General features: G+C 68.8%; 21 protein-coding genes and 1 pseudogene. 8 read left to right on the top strand and 14 right to left on the bottom strand.

The annotated features are described in order from the left end of the window. Nucleotides 1-4: 4 nt before the first annotated feature. A complete protein-coding gene (locus AC1DHD_RS06085) occupies nucleotides 5-835 on the top strand; it encodes a metal-dependent hydrolase (protein WP_476878860.1) in 831 nt (276 codons plus the stop codon). A gap of 123 nt (nucleotides 836-958) precedes the next feature. Here the strand turns inward: AC1DHD_RS06085 and AC1DHD_RS06080 are convergent, their stop codons facing one another. The 6 genes from AC1DHD_RS06080 to nirB all read right to left on the bottom strand — a co-directional run bounded on the left by AC1DHD_RS06080 (nucleotide 959) and on the right by nirB (nucleotide 7971). Continuing rightward, complete coding sequence (locus AC1DHD_RS06080) at nucleotides 959-1183, bottom strand: hypothetical protein (protein ID WP_476878849.1); 225 nt, start codon at nucleotides 1181-1183, stop codon at nucleotides 959-961. Between the two features lie 63 nt (nucleotides 1184-1246). Beyond that, nucleotides 1247-1975 (bottom strand): deoxyribose-phosphate aldolase, encoded by a 729-nt coding sequence (gene deoC / locus AC1DHD_RS06075; RefSeq protein WP_476878848.1) that lies wholly within the window; start codon nucleotides 1973-1975, stop codon nucleotides 1247-1249. A gap of 114 nt (nucleotides 1976-2089) precedes the next feature. Beyond that, entirely contained in the window at nucleotides 2090-2959 is an 870-nt protein-coding gene (locus AC1DHD_RS06070; RefSeq protein ID WP_476878847.1) for an FAD-dependent oxidoreductase, read from the bottom strand. Nucleotides 2960-3110: 151 nt separating this feature from the next. After that, a complete protein-coding gene (locus AC1DHD_RS06065; protein WP_476878846.1) occupies nucleotides 3111-4265 on the bottom strand; it encodes a uroporphyrinogen-III synthase in 1155 nt (384 codons plus the stop codon). Further along, the gene (gene cobA, locus AC1DHD_RS06060; RefSeq protein WP_476878845.1) at nucleotides 4262-5290 is read right to left on the bottom strand and encodes a uroporphyrinogen-III C-methyltransferase; all 1029 of its coding nucleotides are present in this window, start codon (nucleotides 5288-5290) and stop codon (nucleotides 4262-4264) included. Before cobA ends, AC1DHD_RS06065 begins: the two co-directional genes overlap by 4 nt. Nucleotides 5291-5292: 2 nt before the next feature. After that, the gene (gene nirB / locus AC1DHD_RS06055) at nucleotides 5293-7971 is read right to left on the bottom strand and encodes a nitrite reductase large subunit NirB (RefSeq protein ID WP_476878844.1); all 2679 of its coding nucleotides are present in this window, start codon (nucleotides 7969-7971) and stop codon (nucleotides 5293-5295) included. 296 nt (nucleotides 7972-8267) lie between these two features. Between nirB and nirD the strand changes: the two genes are divergently transcribed. Then, on the top strand, nucleotides 8268-8651 hold the full coding sequence (nirD, locus tag AC1DHD_RS06050; RefSeq protein ID WP_476878843.1) for a nitrite reductase small subunit NirD: 384 nt from the start codon (nucleotides 8268-8270) through the stop codon (nucleotides 8649-8651). Here the strand turns inward: nirD and AC1DHD_RS06045 are convergent. Then, nucleotides 8648-10065 (bottom strand): annotated as a pseudogene (locus AC1DHD_RS06045) (phosphohexomutase domain-containing protein). The gene nirD and the pseudogene AC1DHD_RS06045 overlap by 4 nt on opposite strands. Before the next feature lie 204 nt (nucleotides 10066-10269). Between AC1DHD_RS06045 and AC1DHD_RS06040 the strand changes: the two are divergent. Beyond that, nucleotides 10270-10743 carry an RrF2 family transcriptional regulator gene (locus AC1DHD_RS06040; protein WP_476878842.1) on the top strand — a complete coding sequence of 158 codons (474 nt, stop codon included), beginning with the start codon at nucleotides 10270-10272 and terminating at the stop codon, nucleotides 10741-10743. An 87-nt stretch (nucleotides 10744-10830) separates the two neighbouring features. Here AC1DHD_RS06040 and AC1DHD_RS06035 read toward each other — a convergent pair whose 3' ends face one another. Then, nucleotides 10831-11649, bottom strand: coding sequence for a purine-nucleoside phosphorylase (locus AC1DHD_RS06035; RefSeq protein ID WP_476878841.1), 819 nt, complete (start codon nucleotides 11647-11649; stop codon nucleotides 10831-10833). Nucleotides 11650-11731: 82 nt separating this feature from the next. Here AC1DHD_RS06035 and AC1DHD_RS06030 point away from each other — a divergent pair, with 82 nt between their 5' ends. Then, on the top strand, nucleotides 11732-13147 hold the full coding sequence (locus AC1DHD_RS06030; RefSeq protein WP_476878840.1) for an NAD(P)H-quinone dehydrogenase: 1416 nt from the start codon (nucleotides 11732-11734) through the stop codon (nucleotides 13145-13147). Nucleotides 13148-13317: 170 nt separating this feature from the next. Here AC1DHD_RS06030 and AC1DHD_RS06025 read toward each other — a convergent pair whose 3' ends face one another. Both AC1DHD_RS06025 and AC1DHD_RS06020 read right to left on the bottom strand, forming a co-directional pair. Further along, nucleotides 13318-13551: an HNH endonuclease gene (locus tag AC1DHD_RS06025; protein WP_476878859.1), complete on the bottom strand. Its 234-nt coding sequence runs from the start codon at nucleotides 13549-13551 to the stop codon at nucleotides 13318-13320. Between the two features lie 447 nt (nucleotides 13552-13998). After that, on the bottom strand, nucleotides 13999-14724 hold the full coding sequence (locus AC1DHD_RS06020) for a hypothetical protein (RefSeq protein ID WP_476878839.1): 726 nt from the start codon (nucleotides 14722-14724) through the stop codon (nucleotides 13999-14001). Nucleotides 14725-15121: 397 nt separating this feature from the next. Here AC1DHD_RS06020 and AC1DHD_RS06015 point away from each other — a divergent pair, with 397 nt between their 5' ends. From AC1DHD_RS06015 to AC1DHD_RS06005, 3 genes are read left to right on the top strand one after another with little or no spacing between them, the layout of a single operon-like run. Next, nucleotides 15122-15943 (top strand): amino acid ABC transporter substrate-binding protein, encoded by an 822-nt coding sequence (locus tag AC1DHD_RS06015; protein ID WP_476878838.1) that lies wholly within the window; start codon nucleotides 15122-15124, stop codon nucleotides 15941-15943. A 36-nt stretch (nucleotides 15944-15979) separates the two neighbouring features. Beyond that, a complete protein-coding gene (locus tag AC1DHD_RS06010; RefSeq protein WP_476878837.1) occupies nucleotides 15980-16645 on the top strand; it encodes an amino acid ABC transporter permease in 666 nt (221 codons plus the stop codon). After that, nucleotides 16632-17432, top strand: a complete 801-nt coding sequence (locus AC1DHD_RS06005) for an amino acid ABC transporter ATP-binding protein (RefSeq protein WP_476878836.1) — start codon at nucleotides 16632-16634, stop codon at nucleotides 17430-17432. Before AC1DHD_RS06010 ends, AC1DHD_RS06005 begins: the two co-directional genes overlap by 14 nt. A 45-nt stretch (nucleotides 17433-17477) precedes the next feature. Here AC1DHD_RS06005 and AC1DHD_RS06000 read toward each other — a convergent pair whose 3' ends face one another. Genes AC1DHD_RS06000 through AC1DHD_RS05990 form a run of 3 tightly spaced genes read right to left on the bottom strand, consistent with a single transcriptional unit; the run spans nucleotide 17478 to nucleotide 22675 of the window. After that, nucleotides 17478-19031: an FAD-dependent oxidoreductase gene (locus tag AC1DHD_RS06000; protein WP_476878835.1), complete on the bottom strand. Its 1554-nt coding sequence runs from the start codon at nucleotides 19029-19031 to the stop codon at nucleotides 17478-17480. Beyond that, nucleotides 19028-21229 (bottom strand): molybdopterin oxidoreductase family protein, encoded by a 2202-nt coding sequence (locus AC1DHD_RS05995; protein WP_476878834.1) that lies wholly within the window; start codon nucleotides 21227-21229, stop codon nucleotides 19028-19030. Before AC1DHD_RS05995 ends, AC1DHD_RS06000 begins: the two co-directional genes overlap by 4 nt. Continuing rightward, a complete protein-coding gene (locus AC1DHD_RS05990; protein ID WP_476878833.1) occupies nucleotides 21230-22675 on the bottom strand; it encodes an MFS transporter in 1446 nt (481 codons plus the stop codon). A 295-nt stretch (nucleotides 22676-22970) separates the two neighbouring features. Between AC1DHD_RS05990 and AC1DHD_RS05985 the strand changes: the two genes are divergently transcribed. Then, nucleotides 22971-24383 (top strand): MFS transporter, encoded by a 1413-nt coding sequence (locus AC1DHD_RS05985; RefSeq protein WP_476878832.1) that lies wholly within the window; start codon nucleotides 22971-22973, stop codon nucleotides 24381-24383. Between the two features lie 173 nt (nucleotides 24384-24556). On the opposite strand, the gene AC1DHD_RS05980 is transcribed toward AC1DHD_RS05985, so the two are convergent. Beyond that, nucleotides 24557-25202, bottom strand: a 646-nt coding sequence (locus AC1DHD_RS05980) for a glutamine amidotransferase (protein ID WP_476878831.1), incomplete at its 5' end; no start/stop codon positions are given.

Raw genomic sequence — 25202 nt, 5'->3', positions numbered from 1 at the left:
CGTGATGGGAGGACACCACGCCGCGTCCGGGGCCGCGGCGTGGGTGGCTATCGCCTCGACCGGGCCGTACGCCCTGGGCTGGTACCCGCTGGATGCCACCGGGATCGTGATCGGCGCGATGGCGACGGCGGGCACGGCCCTGGTCTGCGACTGGGACCACCGCTCCAGCACTGTGGCGCACGCCCTGCCGCCGGTCTCAAACCTGATCGCCGTGGGGATCGAGAACGCCTCGGGCGGCCACCGCCAGGGCACCCACTCGATCGTCGGCGCGGCGTTCTTCGTGATCCTCGCCGCGATGGCCGGGCAGCTCCAGCTGCAGACGGACTGGGGGCTGCTCTCGGTGGGCGCGGGGCTGTTGTGCATGTTTATGATCAACATCGCAGCGAAGGCGCTGAAGCTGTTCCCCAAGTACGGCTGGGTCAGCAACTGGATCTTCGCCCTGGCCATGGCCGGGCTGGTCACCTGGTTCGCGCCGCACCAGTGGTCCTGGTTGCCGGTATCCATGCTCACCGGCGTCCTCGTGCACATTGTGGGCGACATGATCACCACCGGGGGAGTGCCGCTGCTCTGGCCGCTGGTCGCCAAGCCGCCGAAGTTCCTGCGCAAACTGCCCCTGGTCAAGGACATCTGGAAGGCCAACGGCGCGTTCTCCATCCCGCTGCTGGGCCGTGCCGGGTCGCGGCGCGAGTGGTTTGTCCTCATCCCGGTCAGCGCCTACGCGATGATCGGGGTGTTTTCCGCCGTCCTCGCCCTGGCCAAGGGCCACTTCCCGGCCGCCCTGGCCCTGGGCACCGCCCTGGTGAACCGGCTGCTCAGCGCCGTCGGGGCCGGCTAGGCCGCCCAGGGGGTCTGCTGCCCAAGACGCCGGGGCCCAAGCAACCAACCGCCGTCGGACCGGCCGTTAAACAGCTGAAGCCCCGGATAACCGGAGCTTCAGCGGAAAAATCCGGGGGTGGTCTTAGCTCTCGCCTGCGGAGTCGGAGCGTCCCGTGATGGTCTGCGGGATCCAGAACGCCAGGGCGAAGAGGATCAGGCAGGCGGCCATCGGCCAGGGGTTGCCCAGGGTGAGGAAGGACAGGGAGTACAGGGCACCGAAGAACAGCGCCATCATGATCACGAAGATCACAACGCTGGATGCCAGGGTGTTCTCGCCCTGCGGGGTCTTGGTGGTGTTGCTGGACATTCGTTCCTCCTCGGCCCCGCGGGGCTCAAAAACTGTGGCGGCAGCGGCAGTAGCTCGTGCGGGTCAGTACGCGGATGAACCCTGTTCACCCTTGACGATCGCGATGCCGGAGCTGGCGCCAATACGTGTTGCACCTGCAGCAATCATAGCCTGAGCGTCGGCGAGGGAGCGCACCCCGCCCGAGGCCTTGACACCGAGACCGGCACCCACGGTGCGGCGCATCAGGGCCACGTCTTCGACGGTGGCGCCGCCGCCGTTGAAACCGGTGGAGGTCTTGACGAAGTCCGCGCCGGCTTCGACGGCGGCCTCGCAGGCCAGGACCTTCTGGGCGTCGTCAAGAAGCGCGGTCTCGATGATGACCTTCAGGATGGCGCCGCCGGCGTGGACCGCCTCGGCCACTGCCCGGATGTCATCGACCAGGGCGCCCTTGTCGTTGGCGCGGGCGGCCGCGATGTTGATGACCATGTCGATCTCGTCCGCGCCGTCCAGCACCGCACCGCGGGCCTCGAAGGCCTTGACGTCGCTGGGGGTGGCGCCCAGCGGGAACCCGATGACGGAGCAGGTCAGCACGCCGGAGCCCTTGAGGGCGGTCTTGACGGACTTGACCCAGATCGGGTTTACGCAGACGGACTTGAACTGGTACTCGGCGGCCTCGGCGCAGACCTTGAGGACTTCGGCTTCACTGGCCTCCGGCTTGAGCAGGGTGTGGTCAATGTACGAGGCAATGTTGCCTCCGGCGCCCTGGTTCCCGGTGCTGGCGGCGCCGGCCGCCGTGGTGGCTTCGTTGCTCATGGTGGTCCCTTTCGTGGCGGACCTGGATGGTGCCCGGTCCGGCCTGCTGACACGKCGTGTGTCGTGGCTTCTCAGTGCACCATCTTGCCATAACAGCCGCGGCCCGCGTCGGCACTAGGCGGCCTGGACCAGGGGCGCGGACAGGCCTGCCTGGAGCAGGCCGGCGGCGCAGGCCCCGGCCGCGGAAGCGGCGGCCACCAGCAGTCCCAGCCGGACGCCGTCGTACGCCGCGGCGTCGCCGATCGCCCAGATCCCGGGCACGGAGGTACTGAAGTCCTTGCCAACCACGATCCCGCCCTGGGCCGCGGTGGCCAGGCCGGCGGTGCGGGCAAGGCCGTCGCGCGAAACGCGCTCCTCGGCGAGGACCACCAGGTCCGCGCTCATGCTGGAGCCGTCCTCGAACACGATGCCGGCGGCCGGCAGCGCGGACCCGGCGAGGGTGGGAACGACGGCGGAGGGCCGGAGGGTGGTGCGGACGGGCCGCACCCCGCGGGCCCTGAGCACCGCCTCGGCCTGGCCCGCGGCCGTTCCGGTCCCCACCAGGATCCCTAGCGGCCGCCGGCCGAGGACCCGGGTGACATCCTTGACGGCGTCGCCCAGCCGGGTCGCGTCATCGATGGTGGAGTAGCTCAGGCAGCGGCCCTCACCTTCGATCGGGGCCTGGGCGGGCGCGGACCCGGTTGCGATCACCAGCTGGTCGTAGCCGAATTCCATGCCGTCCGCCGTTGTGACGCGCTGCGCCGCGGCGTCGATGAAACTGGCCGGCTGGCCGAAGCGGACCGAAACCTGGGGCAGCGCGGCCAGTTCCAGCAGTTCTTCAGGGGCGTCGTCCCGGTTGCTGAGAACCGTGATGCCGCCGGCGAACGGTGTGCGGGTGAGCTGGCGGACCAGTGCCTGCGCCGCGGGCCCGGCGCCGGCGATCACGATCCGCGGCCGGGTCTGGGAAGTGGCGGACGGCGTGGCGGTGGCTTCGGTAACGGACATGTGCTGGCCCTTTCGCTGGCGGGCCGCTGGTTGTGGCCCGTGTTCTTGATGTTCCCCAGCGTAGGAGGCTGTTTTTTCGCGCAGGTTACCGGGCTGTTGCAGTATTTAGCCCGGCCGTTCGCCAGTTGTTACCAGCTGGTAATGCCGTGGGTCACACGCGGATCCGGTACCCGCGTTTCACCACTGTTTCCACCAGGCTGCCGTCCGGCAGGGAGGACCTGAGCCGGCTGACTGTCATATCCAGCGCATGGACGGACCCGCGCAGTTCCAGCAGGTCCGAGAGGGCCTCGCGGGACAGGACGGCCCCGCCGGCGCCGAGGAGGGCACGCAGCAGGAGCAGCGGCGCCGGGGCGAGTTCCACGGCCTCGCCGTCGATCCGGAGGGAACGGCCACGCAGCTCCACCGCCCCGCTGCTGGTGTCCAGGCGCCGCACGTGGTTCAGGGCCAGATGTTCGCTGACCAGCCGGATGAGGGCACCCATCCGGAACCGTTCCGGGATGAGCGGCTGCACGCCGGCGTCGACCAGCGGCTGGGCGGTGATGGGGCCGACGACGGCGGTGGCCACAGTGGACTTGAGGCTTTCCACCAGCTGCTTGTAGAGGCCCATCTCGTGCGCGGTGCTCCACAGCGCGTCCACGGCGGGGGCGCTGGTGAAGGTCAGCACGTCCAGGTTGCCGCTGCAGGCCGCCTCGATCAGCTTCGGCAGCCGGTCGGCGCCGTCGGGTTTGACCCAGCGGTACGGGGTGACCGTCATAACGTGCGCGCCGGACATCCGGAGGCGTTCCAGCTGGCGGACATCGGTGTAGCCGTGCAGCTGCACGGCGACGGTCTTGCCGCGCACCCCCTCGGCCAGCAGCATGTCCACGAGCGTGGCCGTGGTCTCGTCGCTGCTGATCCCGACGTCGGCGAGCCCGGCGGCACGCACGGCGCCCCGCGCTTTCGGCCCGCGGACAAACATCCGGGTCGCGGAGAGAGTCTCCAGCAGCTGCTCGCCGATGCCGAAGGTGTCCGCCGCCTCGCACCAGCGGCGCATGCCGTAGGCGGTGGTGGCGATGCAGAGCTCCGGCCGGGCCTCGATGATGGCGCGGGTGTCCTCGATCAGCCGGAGGTCCTCCTGGACCGGGGCGATCTTCAGCGCCGGGGCGTGCAGGACCTCCGCGCCGCGCCGTTCCAGGGCCTCGATCAGGTCCTGGGAGCGGCGGTGCGAGGTGACCCCGATCCGGAATCCCTGCAGCGGCAGTTCGGCCTTTCCGGCGGGTGCCTCTGCGGTGTCGACCAGGGCGTCCAGCGCACCCACGGCGCTCACGCCCCCACCAGGGACGCGGCGAGCCGGCCCAGGTCCGCTTCGGCGCAGCTCCGGTTGGCCTCGGCCACCTTTACGACCTCGCCGATGACCAGGACCGCGGGGTTGCTGCAGCCCGCGGCCGCCGCAGTGATGGTGCCCAGTTCGGCGATGGTGGTGCGCTGCCCGGGCCGGTAACCGCGTTCGACGACGGCCATGGGCATATCGGCGCGCATCCCTGCTCGCCGGAGGCCCGCTGCGAGGTGGTGCAGGGTGCCGATGCCCATCAGGACCACAATGGTGCCGCCCAGTCCGGCCAGGTGCTGCAGTTCGTCCCCGGTCAGCGGGGCGTGGCCGGAAACCACTGTGAACATGTGGCTGACCTCGCGGTGCGTGACCGGGATCCCGGCGGCGGCCGGCACCGAGATGGCGCTGGTCACCCCCGACACCACACGGACCGGAACCCCGGCGGCCACGCAGGACGCGACCTCCTCGCCGCCGCGGCCGAACACGTACGGGTCCCCGCCCTTGAGCCGGACCACGTTGTGGCCGGCCAGCGCACTGTCCACCATGAGCTTTTCAATGTCGGCCTGGCTGACTTTGTGGTGGCCGGGCTTCTTGCCCACGTCCACAAGTTCCGCGGAGGTCAGGGACGCCAGTTCCTGGTAGGGGGCCAGCCGGTCGTAGAAGACCACGTCGGCGTCCCGCAGCGCGTCGACCGCGGCGACGGTCAGCAGCTCGGCGGTGCCGGGTCCGCCGCCCACCAGCGTGACGTGTCCTGCCGGGCCGGCTGCCGACTCGGCGGCGACCGGGACGCCGGCGGCGCGGTACCGGTCCAGGACGGGCTCCCAGCCGGGCCGGCCGTCGTCGACGGCGGCGACCAGGAACGGGCGTGCGGGCGGCGGTCCGTCGAGGACCGTGCCCTCCGGGGTGCGCTGGCGGTGGACCACCGCGCCGGCCGCGGCGTACCGGCGCACGGCCTGCCGGGCGGCGTCGTCGGAGCCGGTGACAAGCACGTCGCGTCCGGCGGGGTCGATGCTGAGCTGCATGGTTATACCTCGTTCTCGTCGGGCAGGTCCGCGGAGGCGCTGCGGACGGGAATGGAGGCCCCGATCAGGACCGGCTGCTGTGCCTTTTCCGCGGCCGTGGCGGGGCGCATCTGGCCGCGTTCGTCGGGGACGAAGGTGATGGAGTCGTCCTTCTGGTCCGGGGCGTTGACGAAGGACCGGAACCGGCGCAGGCGCTCGGGGTCCTTGAGGGTGTCGGCCCATTCGTCGACGTAGGTGTCCACGTGGTTGGCCATGGCGGCCTCAAGGTCCTCGGCGATGCCGAGGGTGTCGTGTACCACCACGTCCTCGACGTGCCTGATCCCGCCGTCGAGCTCTTCCTGCCAGCGTGCGGTGCGCTGCAGGCGGTCGGCGGTGCGGATGTAGTACATAAAGTAGCGGTCGATGTACTTGATCAGGGTCTCGTCGTCGAGGTCCTTGGCCAGCAGCTGGGCGTGCGCCGGGGTGGCTCCGCCGTTGCCGCCCACGTACAGGTTCCAGCCGTCGGCGGTGGCGATCACGCCCACGTCCTTGCCGCGGGCCTCCGCGCATTCGCGGGCGCAGCCGGAGACGCCCATCTTCAGCTTGTGCGGGCTGCGGAGGCCGCGGTAGCGCAGCTCCAGCCGGATGGCCATGGCCACCGAGTCCTGGACGCCGAAACGGCACCAGGTGGAACCGACGCAGGACTTTACGGTGCGCAGGCTCTTGCCGTAGGCCTGGCCCGATTCGAAGCCGGCGTCCACCAGCACCTTCCAGATTTCGGGCAGCTGCTCCAGCCGGGCGCCGAACATGTCGATCCGCTGGCCGCCGGTGATCTTGGTGTAGAGGCCGTATTCCTCGGCCACCGCCGCGATCACTCCGAGTTTCTTCGGGGTGATCTCGCCGCCGGCGATCCGCGGGACCACCGAGTAGGTGCCGTCCTTTTGCATGTTGGCCAGGGCGCGGTCGTTGGTGTCCTGCAGGGTGCCGCGGCCGGCGTCCAGGACGTAGGCGCTGTTCTGGCTGGCCAGGATGTTGGCGATGGTCGGTTTGCAGATGTCGCAGCCGGCCCCGGTGCCGTACTTGGCCATGATCTCCTCGAAGGAGGTTAGTTCCAGGACGCGGATGGTCTCGAAGAGTTCCTGGCGGGACAGTTCAATGTGTTCGCAGAGTGCCTTGGAGACCTCGACGCCGGATTTGGTCAGCTCGGTCTCCAGCAGCTTCTTGAGCATCGGCACGCAGGRACCGCAGCTGGTGCCGGCGCGGGTGCAGCCTTTCAGTTCGCCGAGTTCCCGGACCGGGGCGTTGCCGTCGCAGCTCCCGCAGCCGTTGACGGTGTCCCGGATGGTTCCGGCGGCCACGTTGTTGCAGGAGCACAGGATGGCGTCGTCCGGCAGTTCGGTTTCCGGGGCGTTTCCGCCGCCGGCCGCGGTGAGGTACGCGCCCGGTTCGGCGGCCAGTTCGCGGCCCAGCATGGGGCGCAGGGACGTGTAGGGCCCTGCGTCGCCGACGAAGATGCCGCCGAGGAGGGTTTTGGCGTCGTCCGTGGTGACGATCTTCTGGTAAACGCCGCGGGCGGGGTCGGCGTAGACGATTTCGAGGGCGTGCTCGGTCCGGGCGAACGCGTCGCCGAAGCTGGCGACGTCGACGCCGGAGAGCTTGAGCTTGGTGGCGGTGTCGAAGCCGGGGAAGGTCGCGTCGCCGCCGTGCAGCCGGTCCGCCACGATCTCGGCCATGGTGTTGGCCGGGGCCACGAGGCCCAGGCACATCCCGCCGAAGTTGGCGACCTCACCGATTGCCCAGATGCCGGGAACCTCGGTGGAGCAGTCCTCGGCGATCACCACCCCGCCGCGGGGGCCGAGCTGGAACTGCCCGGCGGTGCCTTCGGGGGCGCGGAACAGCTCGTCGCGCGGCTTGACGCCGATCGCCACGATCACGATGTCCGCGTCGATGATCCGGCCGTCGGCCATCAGGACGCCGGTGACCTGGCCGTCGTCGTCGGMGAGGACCTCGGAGGGGAACACCCCGCCGTGGACGGTGAAGCCCTTGGCCTCGATGAGGCGGCCGAGCGCCTGGCCGGCGCCCTCGTCCAGCTGGGTGTTCATCAGCCACGGGGAGCCGTTGATGACAATCGGGGTGGCGCCGAGCTGTTCGGTGCCGGCCGCCGATTCGAGTCCCAGGAGGCCGCCGCCGATGGTGACCGCGTTGACTTTGCGGCCGAGCTTGGCAGTGAGGCCGGCGATTGCCTGGTTGATGGCCCAGACGTCCTCCAGCGTGCGGTAGACGTGGGTGTGTTCGGCGCCCGGGATGGGCAGGCGGGCGGCATCCGAGCCGGTGGCGACCACCAGCTCGTCATACGGGTACACCGTGCCGGCGGCGGTTTCCACGGTGCGGGCGGTGGTGTTGATGCCGGTGACGCGCTCGCCGCTGCGCAGCTCCAGTGCGTCGTGGTCCCACATCGAGGCGCTGCCGAGCGTGAGGTCCACTGTGGAGTCCGTGAGTGCCTTGCTGAGCGCCACCCGGTCGTAGGGGAGGTGCGTTTCCTCGGTGAGGACCGTGACGTGCCAGCCGTCGAGTCCGCGGGCATGCATGGCGTCGGCGAAGCGGTGCGCGGCGGGGCCGCCGCCGGCGACGACGACGCGGCGGGGGGTCTGCCGGGAAGCCCGGGGGCTTTCGTTCTCGGGGCTGGCGGTCTGTCCGGTCACGGGTGGCCTTTCGTTGGGCCGCAGGCGGTGCGCTGCAACGGTTCAAAGCCAGCTGTGCTGATCTGCAGGTGAGTTCAGCGGGTCCATCAGCTGGTCCGTTCAGCCTAGGGAGCCGCAGTTTCGCGTCAGTTTCCCTTTTGTTTCGTCATCTTAACTTCTGCATCACGGATACATTTCCGGCGGCGTGAGGTCTCTTTTACCGGCCGGACACATTGGCCGCACGCCGTTGAAACACCGCGGTCCTAGCGTGGAGGCATGGCCGCAGCCGTGGCCGGGACCTTTGAGAGGGGCATCAGATGACAGCCGTACTGGAAAGCGCTGCCCGCAGTTTTGTGGAGCGCATCGCGGGCGACGGCGGGACGGCCTGGCACCGCGTTTGTTCCGTCGAGGACCTCGAGCCCGGCTGGGGTGAGGCGGCGCTGATCGCCGGACGCCAAGTGGCCCTGATCCGCACCGCCGCCGGTGAGGTTTTCGCCGTCGAGCAGGCCGACCCGGCCACCGGTGCGCACGTGATGGCCCGCGGAATCACCGGGTCCCGCGGCGCCCGCCCGACGCTGGCCTCACCGCTGCATAAGGAGGTTTACGACCTCGCGACGGGGGAGTGCCTCGGCAACCCGGAACTGCGGCTTGGCACGTTTCCCGCCCGGATCGCGGACGGGTACGTCGAGGTGGAGCTCTAGAGCCCCAGCGCCTCGCGGACGTCGGCCAGGACCCCGTCCAGGGCGGCCCGGGCCTCGAGCCGGGCCTCCGGCAGCTCCGCGGCGGAACCGACGCTGCGGATCACCTCGAGGTAGCACTTGAGTTTGGGTTCGGTGCCGCTCGGGCGGATGATGACGCGGGTGCGGTCCCTGGTCAGGTAGAGCAGTCCGTCGGTGGGCGGCAGCTGTTCGCTGCCCTCGGCCAGGTCCGCGGCGGTCTCGACGGCGGATCCGCCGAACGATTCCGGCGGGCTCACGCGCAGCCGGTTCATCATGGCGTCCAGCARGCCCAGGTCSGCSACCCGGATGCTGAGCTGGTCGCTCGCGTGCAGGCCGTGCACCAGGTAGAGCTCGTCCAGGGTGTCGAAGATGGTCTTGCCCTCGGCCTTCGCGGCTGCGGCGAGTTCGGCGATGAGGACGGCGGCCGAAATGCCGTCCTTGTCCCGCACCAATGAGGGCGCCACGCAGTAACCCAGCGCTTCCTCGTAGCCGTAGAGCAGCCCCGGCACGCGGGCAATCCACTTGAAGTGGGGAAGTCGGGGTCCGGGTCTGCCTGCTCGGCGACCAGCGTGACATCGGCGAAGCCGGCGGCATTAAGCACGGCGACCGCGGTTTCGCCCCCCACCCCGTGCATGGGGGTCAGGACAATTTTGAGGTCGCGGGCCGGGAACGGCTCCGGGAGGGCCAGGGCGGCGACGGCGGCCTGGTAGTCGTCGGCGATGGACGGGTCGAGGACCGTCCAGCCCTGCCCGGCGAGGGTGATCGAGTCCAGTTCACCGACGGCGTCGATGCGGGCGGCGATCAGGGYGTCGTAGGGCGCCACGATCTGGGCGCCGCGTCCGCTTTCCTCCACGGCGTGCCGGCCGAGGTAGACCTTGTAGCCGTTGTCCTGCGGCGGGTTGTGGCTGGCCGTGACCATAACGCCGCCGTCGCAGTCCAGGGCGCGGACCGCGTAGGCGAGCAGGGGAGTGGGCAGTGCCGCGGGCATCAGGAACGTGTCGATCCCGGCGGCCGTGAAGATCGCGGCGGTTTCCTCGGCGAAGATGTCCGAGTTGTAGCGGGCGTCGTAGCCGACGACGGCGCGTGGTGTGGTTCCGGGGGCGGCTTTCGCGACGGCGTCGGCCAGGAAGGCGGCGAGCCCGGCGGCGGCGCGGCGCACCACCACGCGGTTCATCCGGTTCGGTCCCGGTCCGAGGGCCGCGCGCAGGCCGGCGGTGCCGAACTGGAGCGTGCCGCTGAAGCTGTCCGCAAGTTCCTGCCGGGCCCCGGCCGTCCCCTCGTCGGCGAGGCGGACCAGCTCGGCCAGGGCGGCCGCGGTGGCGGGATCCGGATCCTGGGCAGCCCAGGCCCGGGCGTCGCTGAGGAGTTGGGTCAATGCGGCATCGGAAGACGTCATGGGTACCAAACTAGCGCCAAACCCGGGGCGGGCGCGCGCCGACAAGCGCGGTCCCGCCTCACAGTTCCATCACACTGGCCCCGCCGGAGCGATTCCCGGGCGGCGCGGCGCAGGGCCGGCGAAGGATCCGCGCAGGAGTTCGGCGGCGGGGGTTCGGGTCATTGACACCCAATTTTCCGGACACGTAACGTCTGGAATATGAAAATGGGCCGTGGGGTGGAATGGGCCGTGCACTCGTGCGTCAACATGTCCTGGACTCCGCCCGGGGAGGCCGTGAACAGCGCCCGGCTGGCCGCCTACTACAAACTTCCTGCAGCGTATCTGAACAAGCAGCTCCAGGCCCTGGTGCGCGCCGGGATCCTGACCTCGGTCTCCGGCCCGCGCGGCGGATTCCACCTGGCGCGCAGACCCGAGAACATCACGGTGCTGGATGTGGTCCTGGCGCTCGAGGGCCAGGAGCCGGCGTTCCGCTGTGAGGCGATCCTGGGTGATGCGCCGGAAGCAGACAGGCAGGAGAATTTTATGCGGACGTGCCTGATCTCGCAGACCATGCGGCAGGCGGAGCTGGCGTGGCGGCAGGCCCTGGCCCGGCAGACCATCGCCGGGATCGCCGATTCCATGGACCGCCGGCTGCCCGGGGACCGGGACAAGGCTGTGCGGCACCTCGCCGCCGGCTGACCCCCGGACAGGAACCGCCGGACAGGAGCCCCCGAACAGGGGCCCCTGATTAGGAGCCCCCGAACGGCAGCCCCCGGCTGACGTGTCCTAGAGCTTGGCGATGATCTCCGCGAGCAGCTTGGAGATCCGCGGGCCGGCGGCCTGGCCGGCCTCGAGGACCTCCGCGTGGCTCAGCGGCACCGGGCTGATGCCGGCCGCGAGGTTGGTCACCAGGGAGATGCCGAAGACCTCCATACCGGCGTGGCGGCCCGCGATGGCTTCAAGGGCGGTGGACATACCCACCAGCGAGGCCCCGATCCGCTTGGCGTACTGCACCTCGGCGGGGGTTTCGTAGTGCGGGCCGGTGAACTGGGCGTAGATGCCCTCGTCCAGGCTGGGGTCCACCTCGCGGGCCAGTCCGCGTATCCGCGAGGAGTAGAGGTCGGTGAGGTCCACGAACGTGGCGCCCTCGAGCGGTGACGTGGCGGTGAGGTTGATGTGGTCGCTGATCAGCACGGGGGTGCCGGGCGCCCAGTCCTCATTCAGGCCGCCGCAGCCGTTGGTCAGGACCAGGGTCTTGCAGCCGGCAGCCGCTGCGGTGCGCACGCCGTGCACCACCGCGCGGACCCCCTTGCCCTCGTAGTAGTGCGTGCGGGCGCCCAGGACGAGGGCGCGCTTGCCTTCGCGGGTCAGCACCGAGCGGATGGTGCCCACGTGGCCCACTACGGAGGGGGAGGAGAAGCCGGGGACCTCGTCCGCGGACAGGGTGGCGGTGGTCTCGCCGATCAGTTCGGCGGCGTCGCCCCAGCCCGAGCCGAGCACCAGTGCTACGTCGTGGCTGTCAACGCCGGTCTCCGAGGCAATGTAGTCCGCGGCCGCGCGGGCGGCGTCGAAGGGGTCCGTGTTCAGGAATTCTGTATTACTCACTGGTACAAGCTACCGTGCCGGTCCCGCGCTGCCCAGCACCTTTATTGGTGGCGCCGGTTCGGATGATGGAGAATGGATGATTGTGACTACGCATCCCGATTTCAACGCACCCCGTATCGCAATTCTCGGCGGAGGTCCTGGCGGCTATGAAGCCGCCAGCGTTGCCGCCTCCCTGGGAGCGCAGGTCACCATCATTGAGCGCGCGGGACTCGGCGGATCCGCCGTGCTGACCGACGTTGTGCCCTCCAAAACCCTGATCGCGACGGCGGACCTCATGACCCGCGTTGGCGAGGCAGGGGAGCTGGGCGTCAAGTTCGACCTCGACGGCGGAGACTGCACCCCGACGATGCGGGCGGACCTGAAACACATCAACGACCGCCTCCTCGGCCTGGCCCGGCAGCAGTCCTCCGACATCCAGAAGGGCCTGGAGGGCCAGGGTGTGCGCATCCTGCTGGGCTCCGGCCGGATGCTGGACAGCCACACCATCGAGGTCCTCACCGCCGACGGTACCGAGACGATCGAAGCCGACGCCGTCCTCCTCGCCGTCGGCGCCCACCCGCGCGAGCTGCCCACGGCCCGCCCCGACGGTGAGCGCATCCTGAACTGGGCGCARATCTACAACCTGGACGAGCTTCCCGAGGAACTGATCGTGGTGGGCTCCGGCGTTACCGGCGCCGAGTTCGCCTCCGCCTACAACGGCCTGGGCTCCAAAGTCACCCTGATTTCCTCCCGTGACCGGGTGCTGCCCGGCTCGGACACGGACGCCGCCGAGGTCCTCGAGGGCGTTTTCGAACGCCGCGGCGTGAAGGTGCTGTCCCGGGCCCGCGCCGAGACCGTGGAGCGCACGGACGACGGCGTTGTGGTCACCCTCGGCGACGGCTCCAAGGTCACCGGCAGTCACTGCCTGGTTGCCGTCGGTTCCATCCCGAACACCGCGGGCATCGGCCTCGAGGAAGCCGGCGTGGCGCTGACCGAGAGCGGCCATATCAAGGTCGACGGCGTCTCCCGCACCACAGCCCCGAACATCTACGCTGCCGGCGACTGCACGGGCGTGCTGGCCCTGGCTTCGGTCGCGGCCATGCAGGGACGGATCGCGATCGCGCACTTCCTGGGCGACAGTGTCACCCCGCTGAAGCTGCACCAGGTGGCGTCGAACATCTTCACCTCGCCCGAAATCGCCAACGTGGGTGTCTCTGAAGCCGAGATCGATTCCGGCAAGTACCAGGGCACCGTGGTCAAGCTGTCGCTGAAGAGCAACGCCCGCGCCAAGATGCGCAACCACAAGGACGGCTTCATCAAGATCTTCGCCCGGAAGGGCTCCGGAACAGTGATCGGCGGCGTTGTGGTGGGCCCGAACGCCTCCGAATTGATCTTCGCGATCTCGCTGGCCGTCACGCAGAAGCTGCACGTCGACGACGTCGCCAGCACCTTCACCGTGTACCCGTCACTGAGCGGCTCCATCTCCGAGGCCGCCCGGCGCCTGCACGTCCACATGTAGTTGCGGTGCGGCCCGGGGCCGTGACATTCGGCCCTAGCACCCCGCCATGGGCCGCGAAGACAGTGGGGCATGGCCAACGTATACATTCCGTACGGAACGGTGGAGGGCCAGACCGCCCGGATCGCCGAGTACATTGTCCTTTGAAGGGCGTCGCCTCCTGGGCGTCCCTGTCACCGACGGGTAGTAAGCCCAGCAGACTTTGAACGGTTGCATGGCCCACAAAGTACCTGGAGATTCTCAGCGTTACTACTCCCGCCCATCTTGAGCGGAATGATGTGGTCGTACTGCAGCTCGGTTGTTGATCCGCAGGACCGGCATCGACCCTCATCGCGAGTCCAGATGTACTGCTTCAGATCATCGGGAATAGCCCGCCGAACTGAGGAACTCCGTGGCGTGGCCCCCATGGCGACAGTGGCTTGGGCCCGGTCGATAGTTTGCCTGGAACGCTGCTGTCGAGTTACCGCCAGGGCGTGTACTTCGTCAGCAGTAAGCCCGTCATTTTCCCAGTACATCCGGTTCGCGAACATCCAATAGCGTCTACCGCCTATGGTGGTGATCCTCAGCGGGCGTCTCCGTTGGAAGTCTAGACGCTCGGCAAATTCTTCACGGGTCCACTTGCCTAGTTCATAGACGCTCCTACCAATTGCAAGCACGGCCCGCCCCCGCCCGGTCAGGAAGTTGACTCGCTCCAGCGAGTAGGTGACATTGTCGGCCCTTCGAAGCATCCCCAAATACCTGCCTAATCAGCCTGCCGAACAGGCTCGACTGCCTTCGGTCAGATTCCAGCAGAGCCTACTACCTCCTTTAGTGAGCCCGATAATGAGCCGGGATGTGCAAGGATTCTTGGCCCATCAAGGATTGGTTCCCATCATGAGACTCGTGCTCTCGGAGAGGCCTCGCGCACGCCGCAGCCGAGTAATGAAACCAAACTGTCGATAGAGCAGGACGGTGCCCGTATCGGGCTGGCGCTCTATTTTCCCGAAGTAGCGCAGAACCCTAGCAACGTCCGAGTCGGTTATGCCCCCGGCTTTGAAAAGCGCGTCACGACCCGCGTTCTGCTCCGAAGCGCCAAGAACGCGCACGGAGAACTTCTGGCTGGGAAACTGAGTGCGAAGGGACTCGTCAAGAGCAGGCACCAGCCTCAAGAGGCTGTTGAAGGATCGCGAGGCCTCCCCATCCAAACCTGGGCCCGTGCCTTTCGTGCGAGCGCCGAGTTCAAGAACGACCGTAGGTACGTGTCGGTCGAGAACTTTGTTGTCGAGCTTCTTCCTGACCGCCCTCCACTTGGCGGTGACTCCTAGGGCGAAGCCAATCGCAGCGGACGCGATCTTCTGCAAGGCTTCCCAATTTTCTTGAACCCACAGGTACACATCCATCCATGGGCCGCCCGCGGCGGCGCCCAAACCGCCAATGAGGCAGCGGCGGGTTGGCACCCCACGCGACTCAAAGAAGTCCTCAACGACCTTGGCCACTTGGCCCTCAAGCTTCCGCTCGTCGTATATCTGAGCGGCGCTCACGAGAGCCGCATAGTCGACTCCGGAGAAGTTGTCAGGGGCGCTGCCATCCATCGGATACATACATTGAATGTATTAGAGGGAGATGGTGCCCTTTGACCCGACACGCACGAGCTACTTACGACGTCAGACCTCGGCCTGGAGCATCTACTTGAGATGTGCTTGACAGGGTTTCGGCCTAGCCGAGTTGGGCGCTTTGCAAAGCCCCAAGATCGCCCTCGCCGTGGTTGCCAGCACCCTCACTCCGGCGGGGCATCGGCCAGCAGGTCCTCCCGACGGAGGGCGTTCGCGCGGGTAACGCGGGAATCCCGGCCCCCGTCAACTCCGTCTCACGCCCGCGCGTCACATGCCGTCATTCAGGGTCTTCCATCGACGGGCGAACTTGCTATCGTCGCAGGTAGGAATGCCGCCCTGCGGCTAAGCTGGCGAGCCGGTAAGGGCGCCTGGACGAAGGACCATCATGAAGCGCACACGACTTTCCGTCATCGGCCTGATTGCAGCTGCAGGACTGGCCCTGGCCGGGTGCGGGTCGGCGTCCACCACCCCCGCCAGCTCGGCGCCGGCCGGCGGTCCGGACACCTCCCTGAGCGACGTCAAGAGCGCCGGCGTTCTCCGCGTCGGCACCGAGGGCACCTACAAGCCGTTCTCTTTCCACGCCAACGGCAATGGCGAACTGACCGGCTACGACGTCGAGGTCATCACCGCCGTCGCCGGCAAGCTCGGCGTGAAGCCGTCGTTCCAGGAGACCCAGTTCGACGCCATCTTCGCCGGCCTCGAAGCCAAGCGGTTCGACGTCGTCGCCAACCAGGTGTCCATCACTGATGAGCGCAAGGCGAAGTACGAATTCTCCACCCCGTACACCGTGAGCACGGGTGTGATCGTCACGAAGTCCGACAACTCCGACATCACCTCGTTCGACAGCCTCAAGGGCAAGACCACGGCGCAGTCGCTGACCAGCAACTGGTACAAGCTGGCCCAGAAGAGCGGTGCCAACGTGCAGTCCGTCGAGGGCTGGGCCCAGGCGATCACGCTGCTGAAGCAGGGCCGGGTGGACGCCACCATCAACGACAAGCTCACCTACCTTGACCAGCAGAAGACGGCACACGACGACAGCATCAAGATCGCCGCCGAAACCACCGACAAGTCGCTCAGCGCCTTCGCCTTCCGCAAGGGATCAACCAGCCTGTCCGCCGCCGTCGACAAGGCCCTCACCGAACTCCAGGCCGACGGCACCCTCAAGAAGATCTCGCAGAAGTACTTCGACGCCGACATCTCCAAGTAACCCGATGGAGACCGCCGAAGAACGCAGCGCAACGCCATGACGGTGAACTGGGACCTCGTCTGGGGCTCCCTGGGCCCCATCCTCTCCGGCGCCATCACCGGCACCATCCCCGTGGCGCTGTCCTCCTTCGCGTTGGGGCTGCTGTTGGCCCTCATGGTCGCCCTGATGCGRCTCAGCCGGAACCCGGTCCTGTCCGCGATCGCCCGGGTCTACATCTCGGTGATCCGCGGGACGCCACTGCTGGTGCAGCTGTTCGTGATTTTCTACGGGCTGCCGTCCATCGGGGTCACCATCAACCCGTGGCCCAGCGCGATCATCGCCTTCTCCCTGAACGTGGGCGGTTACGCGGCCGAGGTCATCCGGGCCGCCATCCTGTCTGTCCCGAAGGGCCAGTGGGAGGCCGGGCACACCATCGGCATGTCCCGGCGCCAGTCGTTGATCCGGATCATCCTCCCGCAGGCCGCGCGGGTCTCGGTCCCGCCCCTGTCCAACACGTTCATCAGCCTGGTCAAGGACACCTCCCTGGCATCGCTGATCCTGGTAACCGAGCTGTTCCGCCAGGCCCAGCAGGTGGCCGCCTTCAGCCAGGAATTTATGCTGTTGTACCTGGAAGCGGCCGTCATTTACTGGATCATCTGCCTGGTCCTCGCCGGCGGACAGTCCGTCCTCGAGAAGAGATTGGACCGCTATGTCGCCCACTGAATCCGGCCAGCCCGACGCCGGTCTCCCGGACTCCGCGCCGCTGCTTTCAGTCCGCGGACTCCGCAAGGCCTTCGGCGACCACGAGGTCCTCAAATCCATCGACGTCACCGTGCGCCGGGGCGAGGTGGTCACCCTGATCGGGCCCTCGGGCTCGGGCAAGACGACGGTCCTACGGTGCCTGAACGGACTCGAAGTGCCCGACGGCGGCGTGGTCGCGTTTACCGGTGACCTCACCGTGGACTTTTCCGCGGCCGTGTCCAAGAAGCAGCTGGCGGCCATGCGGGACCGCAGCGCGATGGTGTTCCAGCACTACAACCTGTTCCCGCACAAAACCGTCCTGGAGAACGTCATCGAGGGCCCGGTCCAGGTGCAGAAGCGGCCCAAAGCCGAGGCCGCCCAGGAGGCGCGCGAGCTGCTGGCCCGGGTGGGGCTCGCCGACAAGGAAAAGAGCTACCCCTTTGAACTCTCCGGCGGCCAGCAGCAGCGCGTCGGCATCGTCCGCGCACTGGCCCTCCGGCCGCAGCTTCTGCTTTTTGACGAGCCGACGTCGGCGCTGGACCCGGAGCTCGTGGGCGACGTCCTGACGGTCATCAAGGAACTCGCGGACGAGGGCTGGACCATGGTGGTGGTCACCCATGAGCTCGCGTTCGCCCGTGAGGTGGCCGACGAGGTCATCTTTATGGACGGCGGCGTTGTGGTGGAACGCGGCCACCCGGACACGGTGCTCCGCGACCCGCGCGAGGAACGCACCCGGYAGTTCGTGGACCGGCTGCTGAACCCGTTCTAGCCGGCACCACTTCCGCCCGGGCCCTTCCTAGGCGAGTTCGCCCGCCTAGGCGGGTGCGCCCTGGAAGTGCTTCTCGATAATCCCCTTGATGTCCCCATGGCAGCCGCCGCAGCCGGTCCCGGCGCGGGTGGACGCGGAGACCTCGGCCACCGTCCCACACCCGCCGGTCACCGCGCCGGCAATGGCCGCGCCGCTCACCCCGGCGCACCGGCACACGGTCCGTTCCGGGTCGGCCGTGGCAGCCGTTTCCTGGTCCGGCCCGTCCAGGCGCAGCAACAGCGACCGGTCCGCGGGGAGTTCCGCTCCGCGTTCGAACAACTGCACCAGCTCGGCCGCAGTGCGCGGCATGCCCACTGCCACCAGGCCCTCCAGCACCCCGGCGCGGGTGGTCATCTTGACGTACCGGCCGTGCTCGGGATCGGACCACTGGGCTACCTGCAGCCGGGGCCGGCCGGTCACGGCGCCGGCCGTCAAAGCGTCCYCGTCCCACGGCTCGGCGGCGACGTCGCCGGCCACCGCCATGGTCAGCCCGCGGGCTTTCAGGAGCACCACCCCCGGCCTTTCGGCCGGCAGCGGCGCCAGGGTTTCCGCCTCGGCGGTGGCGCCGGAGGCCAGGGCAGTAAGGTACCCGGCGAGCCATTCGGCCTGCCGCCAGCCCGGTCCCACCAGGCCGGACGGGCCCCGGGCGGTCCGGCAGGGGAGGCAGTCGGGGTCGGGGCAGCGGACTTCGGCGCAGTCGCCGATCGCGAAGATGTGCGGCTCGTGGTGCGCCCGCAGCCGGTGGTCCACCAGGATGCCGGCAGCGGTGGACAGGCCGCAGCCGACTGCGAGTTCGGTCCGCGGCCGGACRCCGCAGGAGAGCACCAGCAGGTCGCCGTCGATCGCGGAACCGTCGGCCAGCAGCAGCGCCGAGAACCCGCCGTCGKGCCCGGTCTCCACCGCAACCGAGCGCGCGTTGCCGGCCACCCGCACCCCGCAGTTCCGCAGGGACGCCGCAAGGACGGCCCCGCCGCCGCGGTCGATGTTGCGGCCCAGGGGGTGCGGGCCGTTGTGCACCACGGTGACGGTGGCGCCCTCCTCGGCCGCGGCCAGCGCTGTTTCCAGGCCGAGCACTCCGCCGCCGAGCACCACCACGCGCTTGCCGCCGGCCACCGCGGCCTGCAGCGCTGCCGCGTCGGCCAGGTCCCGCAGCGCCGTGACGCCAGCGGGGAGCACCGGGGCTGTCGGGTCCGGGTTCAGCCCGGTGAGATTGGGAATCACRGGGCGGGAACCGGTGGCGAAAACCAGGCGCTCGTACCCGGGGGAGGTGCCATCGCTCAGCACGACCCGCTGCCGGGCCCGGTCCACCCGGCGGACCCGGACGCCGAGCCGGACGTCCACACCGTCGGCAACCAGGGCCGCCGCGTCCGCGAGGGCCAGGGCGCCGGCCGTGGTCCGGCCCACCCCGAGGTCGGCCACAAGGACACGGTTGTAGGCCGGCGCCGTTTCCTCTCCGACCACAGTCAGTTCCACGGATCCGTCCCGCACTGCCGGCAGCAGCTCGTCGATCAGCCGTGCCGCGACCGGGCCGAAGCCCACCACCACAATCCGTTCCGTCACAGGGCACCTTCCATCTGCGGCACGTCGGCGCGCAGTCCAGCCGCGGCCGCCCGTACCCATACGTTGCTGGTCTTGAACTCAGGCATTCCGGAGACGGGATCAGTGGCCGCCTCGGTGAGCCGGTTGGCGCTTCCAAGCTCCGGGAAGTGGAAGGGAAGGAACACCGTTTCGGGCCGGATCGTGGTGCTCAGTTCCGCCCGGCAGAGCACTTCGCCGCGGCCATTGGTTATGGCGACGACGTCGCCCTCGGCGATGCCCTGGGCCGCGGCGGCGGCGGGATGGATCTGCAGCCGGGCCTCGGGCTGYGCGGCGGCCAGGGCCGGGACGCGGCGGGTCTGGGCGCCGGACTGGTAATGCTCCAGGAGCCGCCCGGTGATCAGGGTCATGGGCGTCCCGGCCGCTCCCGACGTGCCTGACTCCGCGGCAGATGACGGGCGACGGCGGGGCGCCACCGGAGTGAACACGGCCCGGCCGTCCGGATGCGCGAACGAGTCCCGGAAGAGACGGGGGGTCCCCGTACTGCCGGCCGGATAGGGCCAGTAGGCTTCCTCGCCGCGGTCCAGCATGGCGTAGTCCATCCCGGAGTAGTCGGCCAGCCCGCCGGCCGAGGCGAGCCGGAGCTCCTCGAACACCGTCTCCGGGTCCTCGCTGAACGTTGAGGGCGCCTCCAGGAGCGCTGCGACGCGGGTCATGATCCAGAGCTCGCTGCGGACGCCCGGCGGGGGAGCGATGGCCCGGCGGCGGCGCAGCACCCGGCCCTCGAGGTTGGTCAGGGTCCCTTCCTCCTCGGCCCACTGGGTCACCGGCAGGACCAGGTTCGCCTCGGCGGCCGTCTCGGAAAGGAAGAAGTCGCAGACCACCAGGAAGTCCAGACTGCGCAGACCTGCGATCACCGCGTTCGCGTCCGGGGCGGAGACCGCAACGTTGGCGCCGTGCACGAAGAGGCAGCGGACGCCGTCAGGCTGTCCCAGCGAGGCCAGGAGCTGGACGGCCGGGAGTCCTGGGCCGGGAATGGCGGACTCCGGCACCCCCCAGACTGCGGCCACGTGGGCGCGGACAGCGGGGTCGGTGATTTTGCGGTAGCCGGGAAGCTGGTCCGCCTTCTGGCCGTGCTCCCGGCCGCCCTGGCCGTTGCCCTGCCCGGTGAGGGTGCCGTAGCCGCTGCGCGCCGAGCCCGGCAGGCCCAGCAGCAGGGCAAGGTTGATGGCGGCCGTGGCGGTGTCCGTGCCGTCCACGTGCTGCTCCACGCCGCGGCCGGTGAGGATGTAGCTGCCGCCCCGCCGCGCGCCGTCGGCCAGCCGCCGGGCGGTGTCGCGCAGCAGCCCGGCCGGAATCCCGGTCAGGGTCTGCACCCGCTCGGGCCAGAACGGGGCGACGCTGCGGGCCAGGGCCGCGTAGCCGGTGGTCCGGTACGCGACGTAGAGCTCATCCGCGAGGCCCTCGTGAATGACCACGTGGGCGAGGCCCAGCAGCAGGGCGAGGTCGGTGCCCGGCAGCGGCTGCAGGTGCAGTCCGCCGCCGTCGGCCGTAAAGGCCGCGGTCGCGGACCGGCGGGGGTCGACGACGATCAGGCCGCCGGCGTCGCGGGCACCCTGCAGGTGCTGGACGAACGGCGGCATGGTTTCGGCGACGTTCGAGCCCAGCAGCAGGATGGTGCTGGCGGTATCGAGGTCCGTCAGCGGGAACGGCAGGCCCCGGTCCAAGCCAAAGGCGCGCATCCCCGCCGCGGCCGCCRAGGACATGCAGAACCTGCCGTTGTAGTCGATCCTGGAGGTTCCGAGCGCCAGCCGGGCGAACTTGCCCAGCTGGTACGCCTTCTCGTTGGTGAGTCCGCCGCCGCCAAACACCCCGACGGCGTCCGGACCGTACGTGGCGCGGGTGCGGGTGACGGCCGCCGTGATGAGCTCCAGCGCCGCGTCCCAGCTGACCGGGCGGTGCACGCCGTCGGGGCCCTTGAGGAGGGGCTCCGTGACGCGCCCGGCGTGGCCCAGCAACGACGCCGACGTCCAGCCCTTGCGGCAGAGGCCGCCGCGGTTGGTGGGGAAGTCCCGTCCGGCGACCTCCAGTGGAGCGTCCGACGGCGGGGCGTCCGCCGGCGCGCCGGGGGTTAGAGCCCCGGCGGCTCCGGCCGGAACGGTCAGCGTCATGGCGCACTGGAGCGCGCAGTACGGGCAGTGGGTCGCGGCGCCGTCGGCCATTTAGACGTGGTCCTTCCCGTGGCGGGTGGCCGGGCGCAGGTAGCAGGCCCAGCAGACGGCCAGCATCACCACGTAGGCGGCGACGAAGCCGTAGAACGCCGGTGTGTAGGATCCGCTGGCCGTGTTGGAGGCGTTCAGGACCTGCGGGATCACAAATCCGCCGTAGGCGCCGATCGCGGAGATCAGGCCCAGCGCCGACGATGCCAGCCGCTGTGTGGCCACCGTGCTGGCCCCGGACAGGGCGGCGCGGCTGTGGAGGGCGAAGATCACCGGGATCATCCGGTAGGTGGCGCCGTTGCCGAAGCCGCTGGCGGTGAACAGGGCCAGGAACAGGACGAGGAAGAGCCAGAAGTTGCCCAGCGGCAGGGTCCAGACCATGGTCAGGGTGATCACCGCCATCGCCGCAAACGCGGTCACGGTCATCCGGGCCCCGCCGAGCCGGTCCGCCATCCGGCCGCCGTAGGGCCGGGCCAGCGATCCCACCAGCGGGCCGAGGAAAGCCAGGGACAGGGCCACGGTCCCGACGCCGAAGGTGGAGAACGCCGGGAAGTAGTCCTTGATGAGCTTCGGGAACACTCCGGCGAAGCCAATGAAGGAACCGAAGGTGCCGATGTAAAGCAGCGCCATGACCCACAGGTGCGGTTCCTTGACCGCCGCCAGTGAGCCCGCGACGTCACCCTTGGCGCTGGTCAGGTTGTCCATGTACTTCCATGCACCGAACGCGGCGAGCAGGATCAGCGGGATCCACATCAGCCCGGCCACCGGCAGGTTCACGGCCCCGGCGGCCAGGACCGTGATGGCCACGGGCACGGCGAGCTGTGCGACGGCGGCGCCCAGGTTTCCGCCTGCGGCGTTCAGTCCCAGCGCCCAGCCTTTTTCGCGGGCCGGATAGAAGAACGTGATGTTTGCCATCGAGCTGGCAAAGTTGCCGCCGCCGAACCCGGCCAGGGCGGCCACCAGCAACATCACGCCGAACGGTGTGCCGGGGTTCGCGACGCACAGCGCCAGCCCGGTCGAGGGGACCAGCAGCAGCATGGCCGAGACGATGGTCCAGTTCCGGCCGCCGAAGCGCGGGACCATAAATGTGTAGGGGATCCGGAGGGTGGCGCCCACCAGGCTGGGCATGGAGATCAGCCAGAAGATCTCGTTGGTGGAGAACCGGAACCCGGCCGCGGGAAGCTGCACCACCACAATGGACCAGAGCTGCCAGACCACGAAGCCCAGGAACTCGGCGAAGATGGACCAGTTCAGGTTCCGGCGTGCGATGCCGCGGCCCACGGACTCCCACTGGGCTTTGTTCTCGGCGTCCCAGTTGGCGATCCAGCGGCCCGGGCGGAACTCCAGTGCGGGGGCGCCGGCTGCGGTGCGTACGGAGCCGCCGTCGGGGCCGGCGTTGTGGTTCGGGGAAACACCGGTAGCGGCGTCTGCAATGCGGTCAACAGTCACGGGGACCTCCTTCAGGTGTCCCTCCAAACTAGGGAGGCCGCGTTTCCGGGACGCTCGCGCTTTGTTAACGTGCTGTGACGTTTGGCTATCGGCGCTTTTGTGACGGTGTGAGGCGTTAGTGCAGGCCGCCGTCGGGGTGTCCATGACGCGGGACGACACGCCGCGTCCAAATAGTGGAACATTTGTCCATTGACTGGACGGGGGGAACTATTATCAGACATATATCCACTCCCTTGCCGGACGTCCCCGCGCAGCCTGTGCGGTCGCCAGCCGGTCTCGATGAAAGCGTCACTACATGTCATCCACTGCCACTTCGACGGAGCAGGCGCCTGCCAAGAAGGTGAACTCGCGCGGCCGCGTGATCGTCGCCAGCCTSATCGGCACSWCSRTYGAGTTCTACGACTTCTACGTCTACGCSACSGCCGCYGTGCTGGTCTTCCCGAAGCTCTTCTTCCCGGGCCAGAACGAAACCACCCAGCTCCTGAGCTCCTTCGCCGTCTTCGGCGTCGCGTTCATCGCCCGCCCGCTCGGCTCGATCGTGTTCGGCCACTTTGGTGACAAGTTCGGCCGCAAGGGCACCCTCGTGGCGTCCCTGCTCACCATGGGCATCGCCACCTTCCTGATCGGCTGCCTTCCGACGGCGACCGTCCCTGGCTGGTCCTTCTGGGCCCCGGCCCTGCTGGTGGTCATGCGCTTCGCCCAGGGCCTGGCCCTCGGCGGTGAATGGAGCGGCGCAGCCCTGCTCGCCACCGAGAACGCCCCGGCCAACAAGCGCGCCATCTACGGCACGTTCCCGCAGCTGGGCGCCCCCATCGGCTTCATCATCGCCAACGTGATCTTCCTGGTCTTCAGCTACACACTGACCCCTGCGGCCTTCGAGTCCTGGGGCTGGCGTGTGCCGTTCCTGGTCAGCGCCGTGATGGTCATCATCGGCCTGTACGTCCGCCTGAAGCTGATCGAAACCCCGGCCTTCACCAAGGTCATCGAGTCCAACGAGGTCGCCAAGCTGCCCCTGGGCCGGGTCTTCAAGAGCAGCTGGCGCCAGCTGATCCTGGGCACCTTCATCATGCTGGCCACCTACGTGCTCTTCTACCTGATGACCACGTTCACCCTGACCTACGGCACCCGCGCATCCAGCCTGGATGCCGCTAAGGCCGCCGCGGAGAAGGCCGGCAAGCCGATGACCGATGCGGCAGCCGCCGCCTTCGTCCCGGGCCTGGGGTTCACCCGCAACGACTTCCTCTGGATGCTGATTGCCGGCGTCGTCTTCTTCGGCATCTTCACCCTCGTCTCCGGTCCGCTGGCTGAAAAGTACGGCCGACGCAAGATGCTGATCGCGGTCACCGCCGGCATCTTCGTCTTCGGCCTGCTGTTCGTTCCGCTCTTCAGCGGCGGCTTCGTGGGCACCATGGCCCTGCTGATCATCGGCTTCTCGCTGATGGGCCTGACGTTCGGACCGATGGGTGCGCTGCTGCCGGAACTGTTCCCGACCAACGTCCGCTACACGGGTTCGGCCATCAGCTACAACTTCTCCAGCATCCTGGGCGCTGCGGTGGCACCGTTCATCGCCGTCTGGCTCTGGGAAGCTGCCAAGGGCAGTTCGGTGCTGGTGGGCGTCTACCTCACCGTTATGGCCGTCCTGACCCTGGTCGCCCTGTTCGTAAGCAAGGAAACCCGCGACCTGGACTACGAGAACAACGTAGCCTGACGCTCCGGCCTTGGCTGGCGAAAAATGCCCGGTGTGTTCGCTGAACACGCCGGGCATTTGCGTGTCGCGGCAGGCGCGGGGATACGGGCCGGGACACCAGTGCGGGTGTACGACGGCGGCGCGCCCGGCACGCCGGACTAACTACCTAGCGCGCGTACCGCTCCACGAAGGCCCTAGCGGGCGTACCGCTCCGCGAAGTTGTGCAGGATCTTCATCGGCTCCGTCGCGCTGAACTGCCGGGCGTCGTCCATCAGGTCCTCGGCCGAGTCGCGCGGGAAGTAGCCGGCGTGCCGGTAGATGTCGATCCGGGTGATCAGGCCCTCGGCGTCGAGTTCGGGGTGGAACTGGGTGGCGTAGAGGTTGGCGCGGATCCGGAACATCTGCACAGGGCACGCCGCGGAGCCTGCCAGCAGCACGGCGCCGGGCGGCAGCACGGTGCACGCTTCCTTGTGGCCGACGAAGGCCGTGAACTGTTCCGGCAGGCCGCGCAGGAGCGGGTCCTGCCGGCCCTCCTGCGTCAGGCTGATGGTGACGCCGCCCAGCCCCTCGCCGTATGTCCGGTCAATCACAGCGCCCTGGTGCAGGCCCAGGGTGCCGACGCCGTAGCAGGCGCCCAGGAAGGGAAAGTCCTCAGCCACAATCCGGTCCAGAAGAGCAGCTAGTTCCCGCTCCACCCGGTGCTGGACGGCGCTTTTCCCGTCCGCGGGGTCGCTGGAAGTGAAGGGGCTGCCGCCGACGATCACGCCGGAGTACTTATCAAGGTCCAGGCGGGGGAGCGGGGCCGCCTCCATCCGGATCCTGTGCAGATCGGCCTTGTCC

This window comes from Arthrobacter sp. 05L45_2, assembly GCF_056397525.1.
Note: the sequence above shows the minus strand (reverse complement) of the source record. Positions and strands in the feature narration are given on the sequence as shown.